Annotated in this window: 15 protein-coding genes; 6 read left to right on the plus strand and 9 right to left on the minus strand. The window is 34.8% G+C overall.

Annotated elements, in window-relative coordinates; all coding sequences use genetic code 11:
• Window positions 1–44 precede the first annotated feature (44 nt).
• The 6 genes from ACJRPK_RS04920 to tssD all read left to right on the plus strand — a co-directional run bounded on the left by ACJRPK_RS04920 (window position 45) and on the right by tssD (window position 5,859).
• Complete coding sequence (locus ACJRPK_RS04920; protein ID WP_407138677.1) at window positions 45–545, plus strand: hypothetical protein; 501 nt, start codon at window positions 45–47, stop codon at window positions 543–545.
• Between the two features lie 49 nt (window positions 546–594).
• Complete coding sequence (tssO, locus tag ACJRPK_RS04925) at window positions 595–1,047, plus strand: type VI secretion system TssO (protein WP_407138678.1); 453 nt, start codon at window positions 595–597, stop codon at window positions 1,045–1,047.
• 6 nt (window positions 1,048–1,053) lie between these two features.
• Entirely contained in the window at window positions 1,054–1,995 is a 942-nt protein-coding gene (locus ACJRPK_RS04930) for a PKD domain-containing protein (RefSeq protein WP_407138679.1), read from the plus strand.
• An 8-nt stretch (window positions 1,996–2,003) separates the two neighbouring features.
• Entirely contained in the window at window positions 2,004–4,394 is a 2,391-nt protein-coding gene (gene tssR, locus ACJRPK_RS04935; RefSeq protein ID WP_407138680.1) for a type VI secretion system protein TssR domain-containing protein, read from the plus strand.
• A gap of 3 nt (window positions 4,395–4,397) precedes the next feature.
• Complete coding sequence (locus tag ACJRPK_RS04940) at window positions 4,398–5,168, plus strand: DUF5457 domain-containing protein (protein WP_407138681.1); 771 nt, start codon at window positions 4,398–4,400, stop codon at window positions 5,166–5,168.
• A 292-nt stretch (window positions 5,169–5,460) separates the two neighbouring features.
• Window positions 5,461–5,859, plus strand: a complete 399-nt coding sequence (gene tssD / locus ACJRPK_RS04945; RefSeq protein ID WP_407138682.1) for a type VI secretion system tube protein TssD — start codon at window positions 5,461–5,463, stop codon at window positions 5,857–5,859.
• A 327-nt stretch (window positions 5,860–6,186) separates the two neighbouring features.
• Here tssD and ACJRPK_RS04950 read toward each other — a convergent pair whose 3' ends face one another.
• From ACJRPK_RS04950 to ACJRPK_RS04990, 9 genes are all read right to left on the minus strand, one after another.
• The gene (locus tag ACJRPK_RS04950) at window positions 6,187–8,211 is read right to left on the minus strand and encodes a tetratricopeptide repeat protein (RefSeq protein ID WP_407138683.1); all 2,025 of its coding nucleotides are present in this window, start codon (window positions 8,209–8,211) and stop codon (window positions 6,187–6,189) included.
• Window positions 8,212–8,447: 236 nt separating this feature from the next.
• Complete coding sequence (locus ACJRPK_RS04955; protein ID WP_407138684.1) at window positions 8,448–10,724, minus strand: N-acetylmuramoyl-L-alanine amidase; 2,277 nt, start codon at window positions 10,722–10,724, stop codon at window positions 8,448–8,450.
• A 302-nt stretch (window positions 10,725–11,026) separates the two neighbouring features.
• A complete protein-coding gene (locus ACJRPK_RS04960; protein WP_407138685.1) occupies window positions 11,027–11,659 on the minus strand; it encodes a TlpA family protein disulfide reductase in 633 nt (210 codons plus the stop codon).
• Window positions 11,660–11,669: 10 nt separating this feature from the next.
• Window positions 11,670–13,328 carry a bifunctional metallophosphatase/5'-nucleotidase gene (locus ACJRPK_RS04965; RefSeq protein ID WP_407138686.1) on the minus strand — a complete coding sequence of 553 codons (1,659 nt, stop codon included), beginning with the start codon at window positions 13,326–13,328 and terminating at the stop codon, window positions 11,670–11,672.
• 26 nt (window positions 13,329–13,354) lie between these two features.
• A complete protein-coding gene (locus ACJRPK_RS04970) occupies window positions 13,355–13,780 on the minus strand; it encodes a sulfur reduction protein DsrE (RefSeq protein WP_407138687.1) in 426 nt (141 codons plus the stop codon).
• Window positions 13,781–13,786: 6 nt separating this feature from the next.
• Complete coding sequence (locus ACJRPK_RS04975; RefSeq protein ID WP_407138688.1) at window positions 13,787–14,185, minus strand: DoxX family protein; 399 nt, start codon at window positions 14,183–14,185, stop codon at window positions 13,787–13,789.
• Window positions 14,186–14,321: 136 nt separating this feature from the next.
• Window positions 14,322–14,621: a hypothetical protein gene (locus ACJRPK_RS04980; RefSeq protein ID WP_407138689.1), complete on the minus strand. Its 300-nt coding sequence runs from the start codon at window positions 14,619–14,621 to the stop codon at window positions 14,322–14,324.
• A 211-nt stretch (window positions 14,622–14,832) separates the two neighbouring features.
• A complete protein-coding gene (locus ACJRPK_RS04985; protein ID WP_407138690.1) occupies window positions 14,833–15,579 on the minus strand; it encodes a LytR/AlgR family response regulator transcription factor in 747 nt (248 codons plus the stop codon).
• 2 nt (window positions 15,580–15,581) lie between these two features.
• Window positions 15,582–18,650 (minus strand): two-component regulator propeller domain-containing protein, encoded by a 3,069-nt coding sequence (locus ACJRPK_RS04990; protein ID WP_407138691.1) that lies wholly within the window; start codon window positions 18,648–18,650, stop codon window positions 15,582–15,584.
• Between the last annotated feature and the right edge of the window lie 57 nt (window positions 18,651–18,707).

Here is an 18,707-nt window from a genome sequence, read left to right on the forward strand (position 1 = left end):
CGAACAACATAACCAAATACTGATAACCTAAATTTTATTGATCTGTGAAACCTTTAAATTATAAAAAACGAAGAGCGTCGCAATTACGGTTTTTATTTATCTTCTTAATTACGCTTACAGTTGTATTTTGTAGCAGTTTATTTGCTATTCACACAGGCAAAAAAGGTATTGATGTTTTAGAAAAAAAACATGCCGAATACAACATGGTTTTTGAAAAGCAAGCAGCCTTTACCTTCAAAATTGACGAAATCACAAAGTATTTGCATCGATTAAAGAATAAAAAGCGAACACTGGGTGAGCACAAGCAATTTCAGAGCTTAATATCTAATATGCGTATAGATATAGAAAATGAACTGGTGGATACAGCTTCGATAGATACGTATCAATTTCAATTATACATAGAATTATTAGAGCAAATTAAAGCTATTCAGGCGATTGTTGATGATTTTGAAAACGAATCAGAAGAGTATCTGTATAATAAAGAACTGTTAGAGAAATGCCGAGAGAAGTACAGAGCAGAAGGGGTGAAATCTAAGAAAAACTAAATTAAAAAAACGCCTGTTACCTGCTGTGTGACAGTTAAATTCTATAATTATGACAGAAAATTTGAGCGAATCTTTCTGGAGAAGAGTCAAGTATATATTGATTTTTTCATTAGCAGTTGTTCTAATCTATATCCTTCAGACTAAATTCATTATTAAAATTCCGGTAGTCAATAACGCCGAATTATTAGAGGCCATCGATAACTACGAAACCATAATTCAAAGACAAAGTGAATATGCAGAGAAAGTAAAAAATATTCACGAAGAAGTTAAAGCAATGGAGTTCGATATCCATCAAGTACAAAAGAAAGACGAAATTAATAAGAAAATTTTCAGAATACGCTCGGTGTATAAAGAGAATAAAATGAATTCAAAGTATTTCTTCGGAATTCAATCTGCCAATATTCTTCAAATTTATTTTGACACCCGAGAGGAGCATAGTGCTATGTTGAAGAACAAAAAAATTATTATGGATAACTTAAATGAGTGTAAAGCTAATATCTAGTAAAAAATGAGATTTAATAGAAAAGTTATCGTAATTGTTTTGGGTGTTGCAGTCGTATTGGCACTAATCTTGGCTATTTGGATGCCGTACAATACCACTATAAGCAATATGGATTTTAGTGTAGATGATAGTAACGGCAATTATCATTTTGAGGTGAATGAAAAATTAAACTTTGCACTGAATGACAGTTTAGATTATGGCGATCGAGATATGATTTGGTATATGGGTAATGGCGATACCATTAAACGTGTCAGCAATGTTTTTTATAAGTATAAGGAGAAAGGAAAGTATATGGTAACCTTGTCGGTTGACGACAAATACAAAATTTCCAAATACATAGAGGTAATATCACTACCCAAGAAAAAGGCAAAAGATTCTATTGCTCGCATCTATGGAGCTGATGTAGGATATGTAGGAGAAGAACTGGTGTTTTCATCTTACGGTCCCGGAATTGACTCATGGTACTGGGAATTTGGAGAAACCGGTACAGTCGATGCCTACGAAGGACAAGTAGTCTATATTTACAAAACTCCGGGGATGTATAATGTGAAACTGAAAACTAATACCTCAAAATATCCGGTTGCACATCGTATACAGATCTTACCCTTATTTGAAGCAATTGAAGAAGCAGAACAATTGGACTCTTTATCCATGGCGCAAGAAGATATAAAAAAGCGATTGCAGACGATAGCCGACGCATCAATAGGCAATAATAGAGACTATTACAGAAGTTTGCGACACATAGAAAATCAATACACCTGTAACGATGCAGATGAGGTGATTGTAGTAATTAACGGTGCTAGATACAACGATCTGTATAGTTACTGTCAAGGCTTACATCATTTAGAAGGAAAGGGAGAGAAAACTGTTATCATAAGTGAAGTGGCTATCGATACATTTAAATGCCTTAAAAAAATAAAAGTAACACAAAGTTTGATCAATCCTTAACGTAAGATATGCAGCACCGTAAAAATTCACCAAATACCTTAGTGATTCTTGTTTTTGGATTGTTATTAAACTTTCTTGGTTTTCTACCCCATTCACTTACTGCGCAAATCAAGAAGTTTGAGAAAATTGAAAAGAAACAACGTAACACATTCAATTTTGAAGCTGATGTACAACCGCGTGTACGACAAAAAAAAGATAAAAGGTTGTATCAGGTTTATTCAGATCGATCAGATAATATAGTGTATTTGGATCCATACGCACAAAAGAAGGGGGAACAACAAGATATGTTAGCACCGTATTATGTGCTAGACCAAAAAAATGACTACCTCAAAGTTGTTACAGCGAATCCGGAGCTTATCGGGAAACCTAAAGGATTATTTTCAATATTTTTTGGTAAGAAGTATCGTTTTAAGGACCACAAAAAAACAGAATATATAGGTTGGATTCATAAAGACAATGTTTTGCACTATGACCATCCAAGAGTAAGTGAATTTAACTATAAACCCTTACGGTATGTAGTAGGAATACAAGATTTAAAAACACTGTATAACATTAAACGACATGTTAAACAGGATTCGGTCTATGTATTTAAGGATCCCTTATTTAAGGAAAAAAGTGAAAAGAAATTATTGCTAGATCAATTTGTCTATTTGTATAAGTATGACTCCAAGAAAAAAGCAGCCTTGGTAGCCAATCAGTCGACGCTCAAACCAGAGGATTCTGTAAGTAGAATCATGGGGTGGATCCCACAGCCGTTATTAAAATTGGTTGGTCAACAACAAGTGTACACTATGGAAAAAAGTGACTCGCTTATTTTTCATAAGTCCCAAGGTACAACCAAGGACACTTTGCACACTAGAGAAATTGGGAGTGATTACATCTACGATTTATCCAAGCAAAAAGTGCGTATGCAACAAGCAGCTGATACAACCCAGGTAGTAGTACCTGTTAATGTATGGGATCATTATGACAATACGCTTATCAATGTGGATGGAGAGGATGTTTTGATTCGTAAATTGGATGAGATTCGTGAGGATAACAAAATCGTTAATTTTCATTTTATCTTTGATTGTAGTAAAGAACTCAGAAAAAAGCAACTTCGATTAATGAGTTCGCTTCAAAGAATATGGGTATTATTATCTTCTGAAGAGCGCTACGCTGACTACGAATATAGTTTTAGTGCCAGCTCGTATGGATGCGGTAAATTTTACGCATTACCCAAAACTAAATCATTTTCATTATGGGTCGATTATCTCCAAAATATTTTTTTGGACACCAATCTCTATGAAGCCACTCAAATTAATACTAACGGTATAGAACAATGTTTTGAATATGCCATCGCAGATGAGCCCAAAGGAAGTTTTGTCAATAATATCATTATGGTAGCCGGGGAAAAGAAGTTTTACAATCCACCTAATATAAAGGAAATTACACGTAAGCTTGGACAAACATCCTCCAGAATTATTTTTTATCAGCTAGAAAATAAACCCGATGATCAACATCAAGATTACATCTTGCAGGCGAAACGAATTTTGGGACGGGTTAGTCAAAGTCATTCAGATTTTATTAGAGCCTTTATAGTGGAAAATGATCTTATCAAAAGCGAAAATACTTTTACAAGTATACCTGCGGTAGATAACATTTATGTATATGATGCTCCTAATAACAGCACGTATCAGGGGGGAATTACTTTTCCTAAAATTAATAAAGTGTTACTAGCCACCTCTTTTGATAAAGCGTTAGATTCAGTATTGCGCAAAACCATTCGTTTTAATTCAACCTTTACCGGTTCCTTAGAGTATCACGCTAAAAAGCTTGGGTTTTTGCGTAGTAAATCCGGGCAACGAATTAAACAACTGATTTTAAATGATACCACTTACAACAATAGCTTAGGAATGGTGCCTCGCAACTATATGTATGAGAAATATTATCAGGATGAACGATTTAACCAAGGGGATAATAATGCAACTATTTTTGGTTATTTGTTGACTAAAGAAGAATTGGAGATGATTATTGATAACTACAATTCGTTAATTCCCATGTATACCAAAGAAGTAAAGCGCAAGGATCGAAGGAGATTATATCGTGTCTACCGTAAAAACAGTAGGAATATAAATAATGATGTTTTCAGAAAAATTTTAAAAAGAAAAAATCATATTGCTGACTTAGTGTTTCTCAAAACAGGAATCCCTGTGCGTGATACATATTTGCGAGAAACTAAAATAAAACATCTAAAACGAAAAAGAAGAACTTCTCACCAAGCGTTTACTGAGCTTATGATCGAACTAAGAAAAAAAGTAGAGGTTTTAGAAGGAATGCTTTCCAGGAAAAATGCCACAATATATACGCATAGTGATACTAGGAAATATTATTTTGTTTCAGAAAATTATATACTTTAAAAAATGAGCACTTCAACAGACTTACCGATCCATGAGGTTGTTTTAAAAATTATGTTTAATGCAGATCGCCAAAAGCCTATTGGTTTATCTGCTCAGGATGTCTTGTGGAAAATTGATAACCCAGAGATTACCGAACGTTATATAAGAGAGGTGCTCGATTGGCTGGTTCGAGAAAAGCGGGTAACCCTTTATTTAGATAAATACAGTTTGGATCGCTACGAATTTCTGGATCAAAAATCCCAAAGTGAAGAACTTGAAGATGAAGTGATTTCTTCTCAAGACAAAGAAACCTTTTATATCAAACCTTCAAAGAAAAGAATTAAAAATCTACGAAGTAAGATTCTTTTTTTAGCAGGTGTTTTTGCTATATGCACGCTTACGTACTTGTATGCTTCAATGGGACGTAATTATGAGCTTTCGACAAAAGTTGAACCGTCAGGAACCGTAATCGGAACTCAAAACTCCATAAAAAGGTTGTACTTATCGCTTAATGAAGAACAAACTATAAACAAACAGATGGAAGATATTTCCTATTTGTTTTCAAGGCAAAATAGTAATAACAAATCAGTGCAAAAAGAGTTAGCAAAACTATACACAGTTATAGATAGCTTACAAAAACATCAGCAGTCGAGATTGAATGGATTACAAAAACAACTAAACAAGAATATCAATACAAACATTAAGTACAACAATGATTTATTAGACAAATTAGTGTTGGGTAATATCTTTATCTTGATCGTCATTACCTTTACATTTTTTAAAGGGAAAATATAGTTCAGCAACAAATCTTTGTTATAAACTTATAATTCAGTAAGTTTGTAATAACAAATGACAATTTAGAATCTTCTTCTTTCTTGTAAATAAACTGTCATACTTGTCTGATACTAGGTATTTACTACCTACTCTAATGAGTATTCACTCGGGATGTTTCCCACAAAACGTTTATTTTTTAGTTAAGAAAATTTTCTATTGGCATAGAAAACAGGATTCGTTTTATACTTACGTAATATAATAAAGCATAATGTAAGGGGATCGGACCAATTATTAATTTTAAAATTAAAAGATAATGGGATCATTTAGAGCAGCCTTAGAGCTTGGAGGCAAAGAATTTGACGTATTAGCAACAGAATACGCTTTCAGTAGAGACACTGATAAAAAAGGTAAGATTTCTTCGAATGTTTATGGTGGTAGAATTAATATCACTATTGAGTCAACATCTGATACTTCAGTGATTGAAGCTATGCTCAACAGTCAATTTAAATCTGTTGAAGGAAAGATAATCTTCAAGAAATCTGAAGAAGATGCAAAAATGAAAGAAGTAGAATTCAGAAACGGATATATCGTTTATTACAAAGAGAACCTAAATGTAAACGGAGATATACCAATGACTATTAATTTTACTATTTCTGCAGAAGAAATGACCATTGGCAATGCAACGATCGATAACCGATGGCCAGCCATGTAACACATTTTAAAAGGTGTCTAAATAATAACTCTTCTATCATCTGGAGCGCAATTGAAAAGTAATTTTTAATCAAAAATTACTTTTCAATCCTAAACAATGCGAAACTTACATTGAAGATATACTTTTTTAGACACCTTTTTTATTTTTAACTAGCTAACAAACTAAAACCTATTTCTTTAAAAGTTTGATGCTTTCTCTTTCTGTTCCGGTTGACAGATTTAGAATATAACCTCGGGGACTGATCTCCTCCCAATAAAATAGATATTTAAAAATTGGAGTTTTCAAGACAAAAAAATGCTTTTGATCTAGAGTAAAATAATTTATTGCTCAGTTTTTCAATAAGTTGTAAATAAAAATCATCTTTTTTCTCAAAACGAGAACAAAAATCATCAGAGAAAAAATAATCCAATATTTTTTAAATAGAAACACATAAATAAAACCTAAATAACTTGCTGTTTGGTAAGGTTGCAAACCAATTGATTTTTTATAATTCAAAAGTGCTTCTTCATAATTTTCTAGCTTTAAATAATTAGAAGCTATATTGTTATATGCTAATTGAAACTGTGGATCTAAGTCTATGGCTTTTTTATAATTTTCAATTGCTTTCTTATAATTTTTTAGCCTGCTATATGACCAAGCTTTCAGAAAAAATGCTTTACGATTTGTAGGATCAAGAGAGAGGTATTTGTTCAAGTCTAACACCGCTGCATTATAATTATCAAGTATTAAAAAAGTTTTTGCTTTATTTATAAGTACTTCTGGAGAATTTTCTTTTAATAGAGTAGCTTTTTCAAAATCTTCAATAGCTAATCTGAGCATACCTAATTCTCTAAATACTATTCCTCTCTGATGATAACTATCATAATCGCTTTTGTTTTTAGAGAGATACGTGTTTAGATCTCTAAGCGCTAAACGATATTTCCCAATTATTGAGTATAAAACACCTCTATTGAAGTATGCGTTTACTACATTATTTTCATTTAAATTAATTGCTTTGGTATAGTCATGCAAAGCTTGATCATATTTCTTCAATTTTTTGTATATAATTCCTCTATTATTATATGCAGAGATTAGTGTTGAATCGAGACTTAAGGCTTTGTTGTAGTCCGCCATTGCCAAATTGAATTTACCAATTTGTTTGTAAGCGACCCCTCTGTTATTGTAGGCTATAGTGTCATTTTTATTAATTGTTAATGCTATGCTGTAACTTTTAATAGCTTCGGAATGATTATTTGTTTCGCCAGAAACTAGCCCTGAATATATATGATAATCTTCTTTTTTGGGATTAATCTCGATAGCTTTAGTAAAGCTATTTATTGCCAAACTATTTTTCTTTAAAATGGAATACACAGATCCTAGATTGTAGATAGCAGCATCATTCATAGAATCCAATTCTATTACAGATTCAAAATTGTAGATAGCTTCTTTATATTTTTTTAATTTTTTTAAAGCTAACCCTCTACTATTATATAAAATAGTATCTAGGGGGTTCAGTTTTATGGCCTTGTCATATGCTTTAATTGCTCTATTATGCTGATTCAAATCTGAATATGTATTTCCTATCGTCCGAAATTTTTTAGAAAGTTCATACTCACTAATTTTCGAAGAATCTCTAGAAATAGAAGCTAATTCTAGAAATGCTTTTTCTGGATTATCTAGTTTCATATCAACTAAAGCAGTTAACCAAAACTTGAAGGATACAGCATCAATTCGCAATTTTCCTTTTTCTATATCTTGTGGATTTGTTAGAATATAATCTGAATCATGTCGAAAAACATTCATGTTGATAACCGGGCTGACCTTAGAGACAATTTTTTTATTTATGTAATATCTCAGATTAATTTCAATATTTCTGCATTTACCTAATCCGTTTTTAGCTAAACCATATATAATTAGGTCAGTATTATGATTTTGTTGAATTTTTTCAACTTCAAAAATATTCTTTGGAGGAGAAATGCTATCTACGGATTTTGCTTTTATACGTAATTTAAAATTATTATTAGCTTCAATTACCCCAATGCTTTCTTGGATTGCTCGACCAATACAGTTGTCTTCTTCCTTATTGAGATAATTTTCAAATGGAATAATCAAAATGTTGAAAGAAGTCTGATCTACTTCTGAAAATATAGGTTGGAATAAAGAATTTTGATTAGTATTATTCGTTTCTAAGGTTGAAGAATCAGAGCATTTTAGAAAAATATTTATGGTAATAATTCCCGAAATTAAAGTGGTGAGAGCTGCTAATTTACGAACTATCTTCCAAGTCTGTTTGTTAATAATTCTTAGAGATGGTAATATATTATTAATTTTGAACCATTTCTTTAATCTTAAAATTTTGTATCTAAATTTCATTCATCAAATGTTGCTGATAGGATGTCGAATAAAATTACGGTTTTTAGTTTAACTGATAACAATTTTGAATTCGCAACTTTAATTTCACCCGATAAGCTTATAGCTCAGAAATCTTCTAATATTCAATAGAATAGTTCATTGTAAATTTATATTTGGGACATAAAGAGTTAAAAAAATCCACAACCGATAGGTCATGGATTTTTATTTTTTGACTAGTATCCAATTCGAATCACTAACTACCTCTTCAAAAGTTTGATGCTTTCTCTTTTCGTTCCGGTTGATAGGTTTAGAATATATAATCCCGGAGATAACTGATTCGTGGACGTTGAGATGTCAAGGTTGCCTTGCCCCTGGGGGATATAGCTTTTGGGGAGCTTGGAGATTAAATTTCCCTGCGTATCATAAATAGTAATCTCCACAGCACTATCATCTCGTTGGTTCCACTCAAGAATTGCTGTATCGCTAACTTCATTAGGATAAAGTGCTATACTACTCGGTTGTGTTCTCGCCAACGTTCCAGCAGTATTCATAGTTACATCAAGGTTACCGGGCTGCGACCAGTTACCGGCTTCGTCTCTTACCATACTTTTAATCTTTCCGTTAGTGGTTCTAAGATCATTTGTATTATCCAGAGACCCAGCGGTGATTAATACACTACTGGTTGATCGGTACTTTGACACCTTTACATCATCAAATAGTACCGATGTTTTATTTGTTCGCAGGGAGATGGCAACTCCTGATGGTATTGGACTACTATCCACCCAAGTAAGAAGGGATTCCTTGTTTTTCCAGACTTGTAGCACTCCGTACGCCGGACTATAGGTAACCCGATACGCAGCCCAGTTATTATCTAAGGATACATCGGCAATAGCTCTGGTGTATAATGCATTATTTACGGTCTCATAAATACGTACTTTATTGTCCTCTCCACTAAACCATATAAGATAAGAGTTCCCACGTTGACTCAAGGTTGCATCAGAAGCCATTATGTGTATTCCAAATTTACGAGGGCCGGTTGTCGAAGTTACTTTGGCAGCGAATTCATATAAATATGGTAACCCGGAATCCTGAATAAGATAAGAACTCCACAGCGTATTGTCAGAAGTTGTATTGGTTTGGTTTAGCCTACCGTTTGAGACGCTCCAGCTTCCTGCTCCTTTATCATACACGCCAAAGTCCTGTTCAAAATTTTCGTTAAAAAAACCGTTTCTTCTATTTGCTAAATAGCTAGTGCCATATTTTTCCAGCACCTGATAGTACCTTCTTGTTACTCCGACATTGTCACTATCCGCAAAGTTAACAGTGAAATCACCTGATTGAGAAGTACCGCCAACAGCAGTTATTGAGGTGGTAGGTGGGGTGGTGTCACCGGAACAACCGTTTGAGACCAAATCGTTCACTCCGTTTCTTATTCCGCTTAGAGAGGCGTAACCTCCGTTGCCCGGACATACAGTACACCCTGCATCACGATGACCTGCAATGTGAGTTAATGATGAACTGACTGAATAATGATAGGAAGCTCCTACGGGATTAATATTTTCTTTTGCAGCTTTCCAGGCCATAAGATCTTTTAAAGCATTTTGTGTAGCTGCTGTGGGACTTATAGAAGAATAATCACCTAGCATACATATTCCCATAGTATTTCTGTTTTTACCACAAAAGTGAGCGCCAATCGCATTGTCTCCTCCAGCTCTACCTTCATAAATTGTTCCGTTAGGATCTACCAGAAAGTTATATCCTATATCTGACCACCCGTTACCATTGATATGATAATTTTGAATAGAACGTACTCTGGCAGCCCAGTCATTACTGGAGTTTGATCCATACTCATGGTGTAAGATAAGATGAGAAACAGTAGAGGTTGACGCAGGATTTCTATAGATTGCACCCCATTGACTTCTGCTTACTACTGTAGGTTTTGAACATACAGCTCTAGCTTGACTTTTAGTAGTTTGCAAGATATTTTTCTGTGTAGTTTTCGGTGTTTTTCCCGGACTATAATGAAAAAATTGAACATCGGTAAGCGTCATATCGTCCACGGTTTGTTCAAAGGAAATTTTATACTGAATGTATTTCGTTTTCTTATCCAGAAACATCATTTTTGAGGTTATGCGACTACTGGTTTGCTCCTGATGCCCATCAAAAACTGCAGTTTCCCATGTGGACCAGGATTTTCCGTTTTTTGAAGTTCGATAGCTCAGTTTACTGTTGGTGTAAGATAGATTGATTCCTTTCCATACAGTATAAGCCGAAATAAAAGGTTTTGGTTTTTTTAAGTTAATTTTTACAGGTTTCAGAATAAGTTCTGTTTCCTCCTGTGCAGTTTGTTTTATAGCTAAACCAGTTGCTTTTTTGGTGAATTTACCAGTGTTGAGAACGCTGTTTTCTTTGGATAAGTCAATTTTGATATTGGTGGAACCTTCTCCTTTGAATGAGGATCTTTTTTCTTGCCCTAAGGTTGTTAAAGCTATAAATAGACAACTTATAAAGCTTAATAAAATTTTATTTTTCATACGAAATAGTTGGGGTTTATATTAGATAAACTAAAATCGGAAAAATAAGAGCGATACTCTGGCTGTTTTATAAAAAATTATTATTGTTAAATATCAAAATTTCAAAGGTTTAACCTTATTTTCAATCATAAAAGGATGAAATATATACATCCATATATTATTGATTCAAACTGTATAATTGAGAGGACCTGAATAAGCTTAAAATTAATTTTAGATAGTGCATTGTTTTTATTGGTATTGAAAAATTCCCTAATGGAGCGGATGAATGTATTCATTTTTTCCGCTCCGTTTCAGGAGATTTTTTATTTTAAACTTCTCAAAAATTCTCTAAACTCATCAGTACCATAGTTGGCCATACCTTTATGTGTGAAAGCCAAATTGCCAGCCGCATCAATTATATAGGTTGTTGGTAATGCGGATGATTGAAACATTGCGGGAAGATTACTCCCAGGAGCGTAAATAGGTAAGTTATAACCCTTACGCTTATCAAAATCTTTAGCCTTTTCAAAATCGTCATCGAAGGACAACATCACAAAGGCAACTTCATCGCCCATTTCTTCGTACAACATATCTATGCTTGGCATTTCAGCAACGCAGGGCGGGCACCAAGTTGCCCAAAAATTTAAGAAGATTACTTTGCCTTTAAAATCTTCCAGGGAACTTGAGTTGCCATCCCTGTCAATCAATTTCAGTTTCAAATCTGCCTTTATGAGATTTGATGTTACTGGCACATCCTGATTATTTTGATTGTTTCTTATTTGGGCAATTTCTTCTACATCTGGATTCATCAAGCCGGTAGCGAGCAATCCACGTTGTGCAAAACCGATAACTTCGGTATGCATACCGGTTGCGTAAAGTGCTATGGCCGCTACGGCAAATACTCCATATTGAATCCACGTTTTTCTCTTGTTCTTTGATATTTGATTTGTTTTCATAATCTATATTTTATTGAAAGGTATAATCGGTTGTAGGAACCGTCGAAAAAGAATAGGTTCCGAGATATTCGCAATACGCTCTCCCTTCCAAAGTTGGCGATACTGGCAAATGTTTCTTGAGATATTCTTCAACAACCTCATGTATAGTATACTTCTTAACTTCAACATCCTTGACATTTGGCATCCTACATAAATTATCCAACGGATCACCTGGTCGTACACAGGCAGAGATGGTATAATACTCATCCTCTTGCATTGGCTCTCCGTTTACAATTATGGAAGAAATACGTTTGCCCATTTCGTTCTGACTATTAAAATTTACCTTCATTCCTGAAAAACGCACCAACCATCCACCAAAACGTTCTGTCGGATTTTGGGAAAAGGCATTGTGCATCTCTTTCTCTAACCAATTTTTTATCTGATTGCCCGTAGCCTTTCCTGTTTTTAGTTTTTCGTTTACCGGCAGCAAATTCCATAGGTTTGCTCTGGTAATAGGCGCGGGTTTTCCATTTTCTGGTACAATGGGGTTCCCAAATCGAAATCCGTTTGAAATGGCTATATCAGCACCAGTTTTCCATCGGGCAGCATCAGTAATCATATTGTCCATCGGGTTTTCAACAGTTAAATATCTGTAGAGAGGCGTGTTGGTATAACCAATCACGGTTTCTAAGTGGTCCTTGTAAGGAGCTTTTTTCTTATCTATAAGTGCCTGTATTGTTTTATCTGCCGGAAACACCTCCGGATCCACCTCAATAAGCTCGTAATCATCACCTACCAATTCATCATCGACAAAATGCAGTGTCAATTTTCCTACAAAGGAACCAAAAGCACCAGGTTCGGTTACCTTTGCGAATTTTCCTGTAATGGGTTTTCTTACCCGTTCGTGGGTATCATTTCCTAAGATATAATCTGCGTTTTCGGCAATGGGATTATTGGCGAGTTCAACTTGTTTAAAAATTCCAATATGTGTTACTAAAAAGAGTACATCCAAGTATTCTTTGGTCTTCAACTCATCCACCTGCTTTTTCAAATCTTTGGTAAGGCCACTAAAGGTAATGCCTCTACTGAAAATTGGATTTTGCCTCACTGGAACGTCAGGGTCGTTGATGCCCATAAACCCAATGCGAACACCATTTATTTCTTTAATGGAATAAGCAGGAAACAAAGGTGCTTCACTTTTTTCGTGGTACATATTCTGTGCAATGACATTTGTGTCATAAGCTTGCATAATGTCAATCATGATGTCTTTGCCATAGACAACTTCCCAATTGCCAGGGATGATAACATCATATCCCATTTCCTTTATTATTTCAGACATGACTTTTCCATTCGACAGAGCAGTGTAACCACTACCTTGTATTAGGTCGCCACCATCTACAATGAGGGTGCGGTTTGGGTTTTTTTGACGTTCCTGCTCAAAAAGGGTTTTGATGTTGGCAAGGCCACCACGGTCTTTAAAAACTATTTTTTCATCTTCCCAAAATAATTCTGGATGTGTATCGAGCTGTCCGTGAATATCTGCTGTTTGTAGTACGGTAATACTTAAAGTATCCTTTGATATGGCAGGATTGTTCGCCATTTTTGACGTATCCGTCTTACATGCAACTATAACGGTCAAAACTCCGATGAGGCTTAGGGTTGACACAATAGTTCTACTACATATTTTCATAAGTGTACATTTTATTCTTTTCATCATTAAAGGCTAATACTTTTATACCCCTTTTTCTGAAGTTGAAAGTTGTGAAGAATTCCGTTTTCAACAACCTCAATTTCTTCGGGAATTTTGGTTTTATCAACTTGAAATTTATTAAGTGAAAAACCACAAGCAACAAGTTGAACACCTGCTTTTGTGGCTTTTTCAATAAAACCGTTTATTTTTTCGGGATCTGTAATATCTCCAATTTCTTTTCCGCAGATGATGACTTGAAAATCGCCAAAAGCCTTGCTGTCTTCAACCTTGAGCGCTTCAGCTGTCATAATGATGGGTTGTAATTGAGGTATTTTTTTGGTAAGTACAACATAATTTTGCTGTATGTTTCCCTCTGTATGTTGAGCGTGAAGCTGTGCGCTACTAAAAAGACTTAGCAGTAAAAGGGCTGAACTAAAAAAGAGTATTTTCATTTTGATTTATTTTAAAAGATTATCGGTGTCGTTCATTATAAAAAATGAAAGTCCACCTAAAATTGCAATGTTTTTGAAAAGTGGCCCAAGGGTAGTAATTTGACCTACTTGAACCGTTAATGTGATCGGAATTAGCACCATCATGAGGATAATGGCTGCCCATTTTGTCTTATATCCAATAAGGAAAATAAAACCAGCTGCCAGCATTACGATACCTGAAAGCGCTATAAGCCATTCCGGTTCTCCAAAAAAATGAGCGATACCTTTGAAGCTCGCTTTTTCTATTCTGTTAGCTGTTTTCTCTGTGTTGAGCAAATGATTCGCACCGGCTACTAAGAAAATACCACTAACTAATATGCGTAATAACTGTATGGAATGACGATTAATTAAAATTTTGTCAGTCATATAATTGTGTTAGAAAGTTGATAAATGATGTATATTGCACGCGTTTTTCTAGTCTATATCATAGCCTAGTTAACCTTTTGAAATGTGAATTTTTAAAAGGGTGTTAAAGTAACGCGTCCATCTATCTATGGAACAATTATATAAAACGGGGAGGGGGAGAAACATTCTCCAAATAGCGATAGCTTAACCTTGAAGTAAAAAATGAATTAACGTCAGGAACTGGGTTCGGGTTATTTACTTCCCAAGAGAATATGTGAAATTGAAATAGTGGAGTGCAATAACCACTGAGAGCAACCACTTGCATAGAAGAAATATCAATTTGCGAAAAATCAGCAGTATCCTTCACTAATTTTGGAGAATTTTCTTTTTTACATTTGGGGTTAAAAAAAGCAATATCATTTCCGTTAAATACCAGATTTAACCAATTCGAATCCATGGCAACAAATTTTACCATAAAGATCGTAATCAATAGAATTGCTATGTAGTTTTTTATTTTCACGAATGGAACAAAAATAATGGATTACCCGATGGGCGTATGTAACTTTTGTTACTCAGCTACGTTAAAATTCCCTTTATTTTCTTAATTAAAGACATAGACACTAGTACGCAAGCTGCTTTTATTATGCAATTATACCACCAAAAATGAATTAATGCATCGTATCCAAAATCTCAATAACCTCAGATTTCTTACGAATTGAGACCGGTACCCGTTCTCCATTTTTGAGCAGCAAATATCCACCTTCTGTTTTGATATATGCGCTGATATATTGTAGGTTGAGCAAATGACTTTGATGAACACGTAGGAACTGATAATTTTTCAGGAGCTCTGCAAAATGTTTTAATGTTTTGGTAACAAATACCTTTTCACCCTCAACCAAGTGAAAAATAGTATTGTTACTATCGGATTCACAACGTACGATATCATCAAGATTGACGATACTAATTTTATCTAAGGTATGCAGGCTGATTTTATCCGGCTTTTGTTCGGGTGCCGACAGCGTATATTTAAGAATGTCCAAACGCTCTTTTGTAGGTTGTAATTGTTCCTTAGCACGTTCAATAGCCTGACTTAGCTCTTCATTAGAGTAAGGTTTTAGCACGTAATCGATCGCTGCAAAACGAAAAGCGCGAATAGCAAACTCATCACTTGCTGTAACGAATATGATTTTCGACTTTAGATTAGGAAAAATTTCTAAAATATCAAAACCGGTTCCATCTCCAAGCATGATATCCAAAAATAGAATATCAGGCTCTTCCTTGCGCAATGCTTTGGCTGCTTCGACCACACTTTGCGCAGTGTCGATGATCTGTATATCGTTGTGATTGGTTTCTATATCACTTTTAAGAAGCTGAAGTGCATCAAACATGTCTTCAACTATAATCGCTGTAAGCATAATTAATAGTCTGTTGTTACCGGAATTTTAAAGGAGATTTCTGTTCCTCCAATACTTTTGTCATCTAGGACTATTTCTTTAATTTTCAGTGCTCCCTTACCCGTAATCGAATCCAAACGCTCGCGCGTAACGGTTAGTGCCATGGATTGATGATCGGTTTTAGTCTTACTGTTATTAGATTGAAATATTCCCACACCATTATCAATAATAGTACAATGTAAAAAATCATTTTTAATCTCAAATCGTAATTGAAGATTTCCTTTTTGCTTTCCCTTCAATATTCCATGTCGAATGGCATTCTCTACAAACGGCTGAATAAGCATTGGCGGAATAAGCACCTCTTCTGTATCGATCTCCTCTTCTAAGTGAAACTGGTATAAAAAAGGTTTGCTGGCCATCAACTGTTCAACCTCAATATAGTTTTTTAAGGTTTTGATTTCCTGATCTAAGGTGATATAATCTTTTCTCGAATTGTATAAAGTTTCGCGTAACAATGTAGCAAAACTATTAATCGTACTATTCATTTTAGCAGGATTACTGGTTCCCATAGCTTTGATACCGTTGAGTACATTAAAGATAAAATGCGGATTCATCTGTAGTCTCAAAGCTTTATGCTCTAAGGTAAGCAGATGATTTTGCATTTGCAGTTTTTCCTGTACAGCGAGGTTTTTTTGTTTGAGTTTTGAAAGATACCATAGTGTCCAGAGGGAAATCAACACGATAGCCGTGGCTAACATGGAATAAATAAACCAGGTTTTCTTGTAGATCGGACTGTCAATAAAGAATTGCAATGAGATGGGTTTGCTTTCTTTCCAACGGTAATTTCTGGATTGCGCAGTAAACAAATGATCCCCATAAGCTAAACCAGCCAAGTTCTGTTTGTTTTCTTTGGTCCATGGACTCCAGATAGCATTGTCTAATCTAAAACGATATTCAATTTCGTTAGGGTGATCAATATCAACAGTCTGATAGCTTAGAGTAAGTTGAGTCTGGGTAGGTTTTAACTGTAAAACCTGTGATTCATTCTGCCACCGAGTCCAATTAATAGAATCAACACTCTTATAAGCCACTTCTACATCTTCAAAATAAAGTTTGGGAGGAGTAATTTTTTTAGATGCCTGTCCTAATTGATACTTTGATAAACCGTAAATAGCTCCAAACCAGAGGTTGCCTTCTGCATCTTTATCAATAGCATTGAGGCAAGTTTCTATACCTAAAAAACCATCATTACGATCATAATGGTACAAATCCACGATTTCGTTATACTTGTTAAGTATAATTTTATCTACGCCACGTTCAGTTCCTACCCATAAGTTTCCATCATTATCGAATATCATTTGATATATGTTGTTGGAAAATGGATTTTTGACTCCCTTAAGCTTGGTGAACTTGAGATCATCAGCAGTTAGATCTCCGTGCCAAATGCCTCTTCCTGCAGTGCCCAAATACATAGTGTTATTATGAAAAAGTATGCTGCTTATAGCAACACGCTGCGGTAAGGGATTCGTAAAATGTTTTATTCTATTTCCTTTTAAATACCCTAATTGTCCATTTTGGGTAGCGTACCAAAGCTTACCTGATGGATCGGCTTTTAAATCCCGAATCAGTAGATCGTCAATACCGTTACGGGTACTGAAAAATTTGAGTCTTCTGATCCGTTTTTTATCAAAATCATAGGTGAATCTAAAGATTCCGGATGAGTACGAAGCTACCCAGACCGTATCATTACGAGCATAAATACTACGAATCCACTCTGATGGTAGACCCGAATTTTTATTTAGTATATGAGTTGTAAAGGAGGTAGTGACTAAGGTGTCAATGATGGGATACTTCTTATTGCTGCTATCAATTACTATACTATCTCTCTGTTGAAGTTCTTTTATTAAAATTCCTTTACCATCCGTACCAGCCCAGATATTACCAGAGCTATCACTGGTAATAGTTTTGATTTTTGTCGAAATTAATTCATCTTCCAAGGGGATAGATTGTACACTCAATGAATCAATTTTGACCAATCCCGCTTCAGAGTTTGAAGCCCAAATATTGGCGTCAGTCGCATGTACCGCATACACCCGGTTTCCTTTTAAACCGTTTTGTTGATTATAATGGGTAAAATTATTGAAGTAATATTTATAAAATCCCGCACCCGAGGTAGCGATCCAAATATTTCCGTTACGATCGTTCGCTACTTTACGAATATGGGAAACACCCAGGCCAGTTTCTCGGTTAATATTGCCAATAATATTATAAGTGTCGGGATCTACCCTATAAATTCCATTGTTATCAGAAGACATCCATAATTCATTCGTATTTTGTCTGGAGATAGCATTGATACGCAATGGTTGGCGTATGGCAAGTCCAAGACGATATTTTGAATTTAAATCGAACACAAAAAAACCAGTGTTAAAAGCAGAAGCATATAATTTGTGCCCGTACCTATGAAGTGCTGTAAAGTTTTTAGACACTTTCTTTTTTAAAGTTTTCGATTCTTTATCTAATGTTGTAGTGGTCCACAGACCTTTGCTGGTGGCAATCCAATAGCGTTTTCCGTCATACAAAATGTCATTAATTATGCTGGTATTGATATCAGCATTTAAACTTAGCTTTTGCATGCCGTGATCTGCGTGATACGAGTATAGACCTACATTAGTAGCGAGCAGCGTGCTGTGCTGAAAACGAAAAATTTTATTTACTCGGGGCCCTTCACTGTTAATAAATGAGTCTTTATATTTAATTGAAAGTCCGCGTTTTGTACCAATAAACAAGCTGTCGTTATAAAATTTTAGCGAATGAATATAATTTGAGAGCAAGCCATCACTTTCATTCCAGGTAATAAATTGCTCTCCGTCAAATCGGGAGAGACCACCCCCTTGAGTACCTAGCCATAAATATCCGATTTCATCTTGTGTAATATCATAAACTTGTGATTGTGGCAATCCGTCTTCTAAGGCATAACCACGAAGCTGATATTCTTGTGCAGTTACTATTCCATAAAATAGAGAGAAAAAACAAAATACAACAGCAGTAGTTATATATGGAAATTTCAAATGCGCGATAGTTCCTTTATACATTGTAAAAAGTAGATTTGCAACCGAGTAGGTTCGGTTGCAACTACAAATATAGGGTAA

This window comes from Aquimarina sp. 2-A2 (assembly GCF_045505135.1).
Classification (GTDB): Bacteria; Bacteroidota; Bacteroidia; order Flavobacteriales; family Flavobacteriaceae; genus Aquimarina; species Aquimarina intermedia.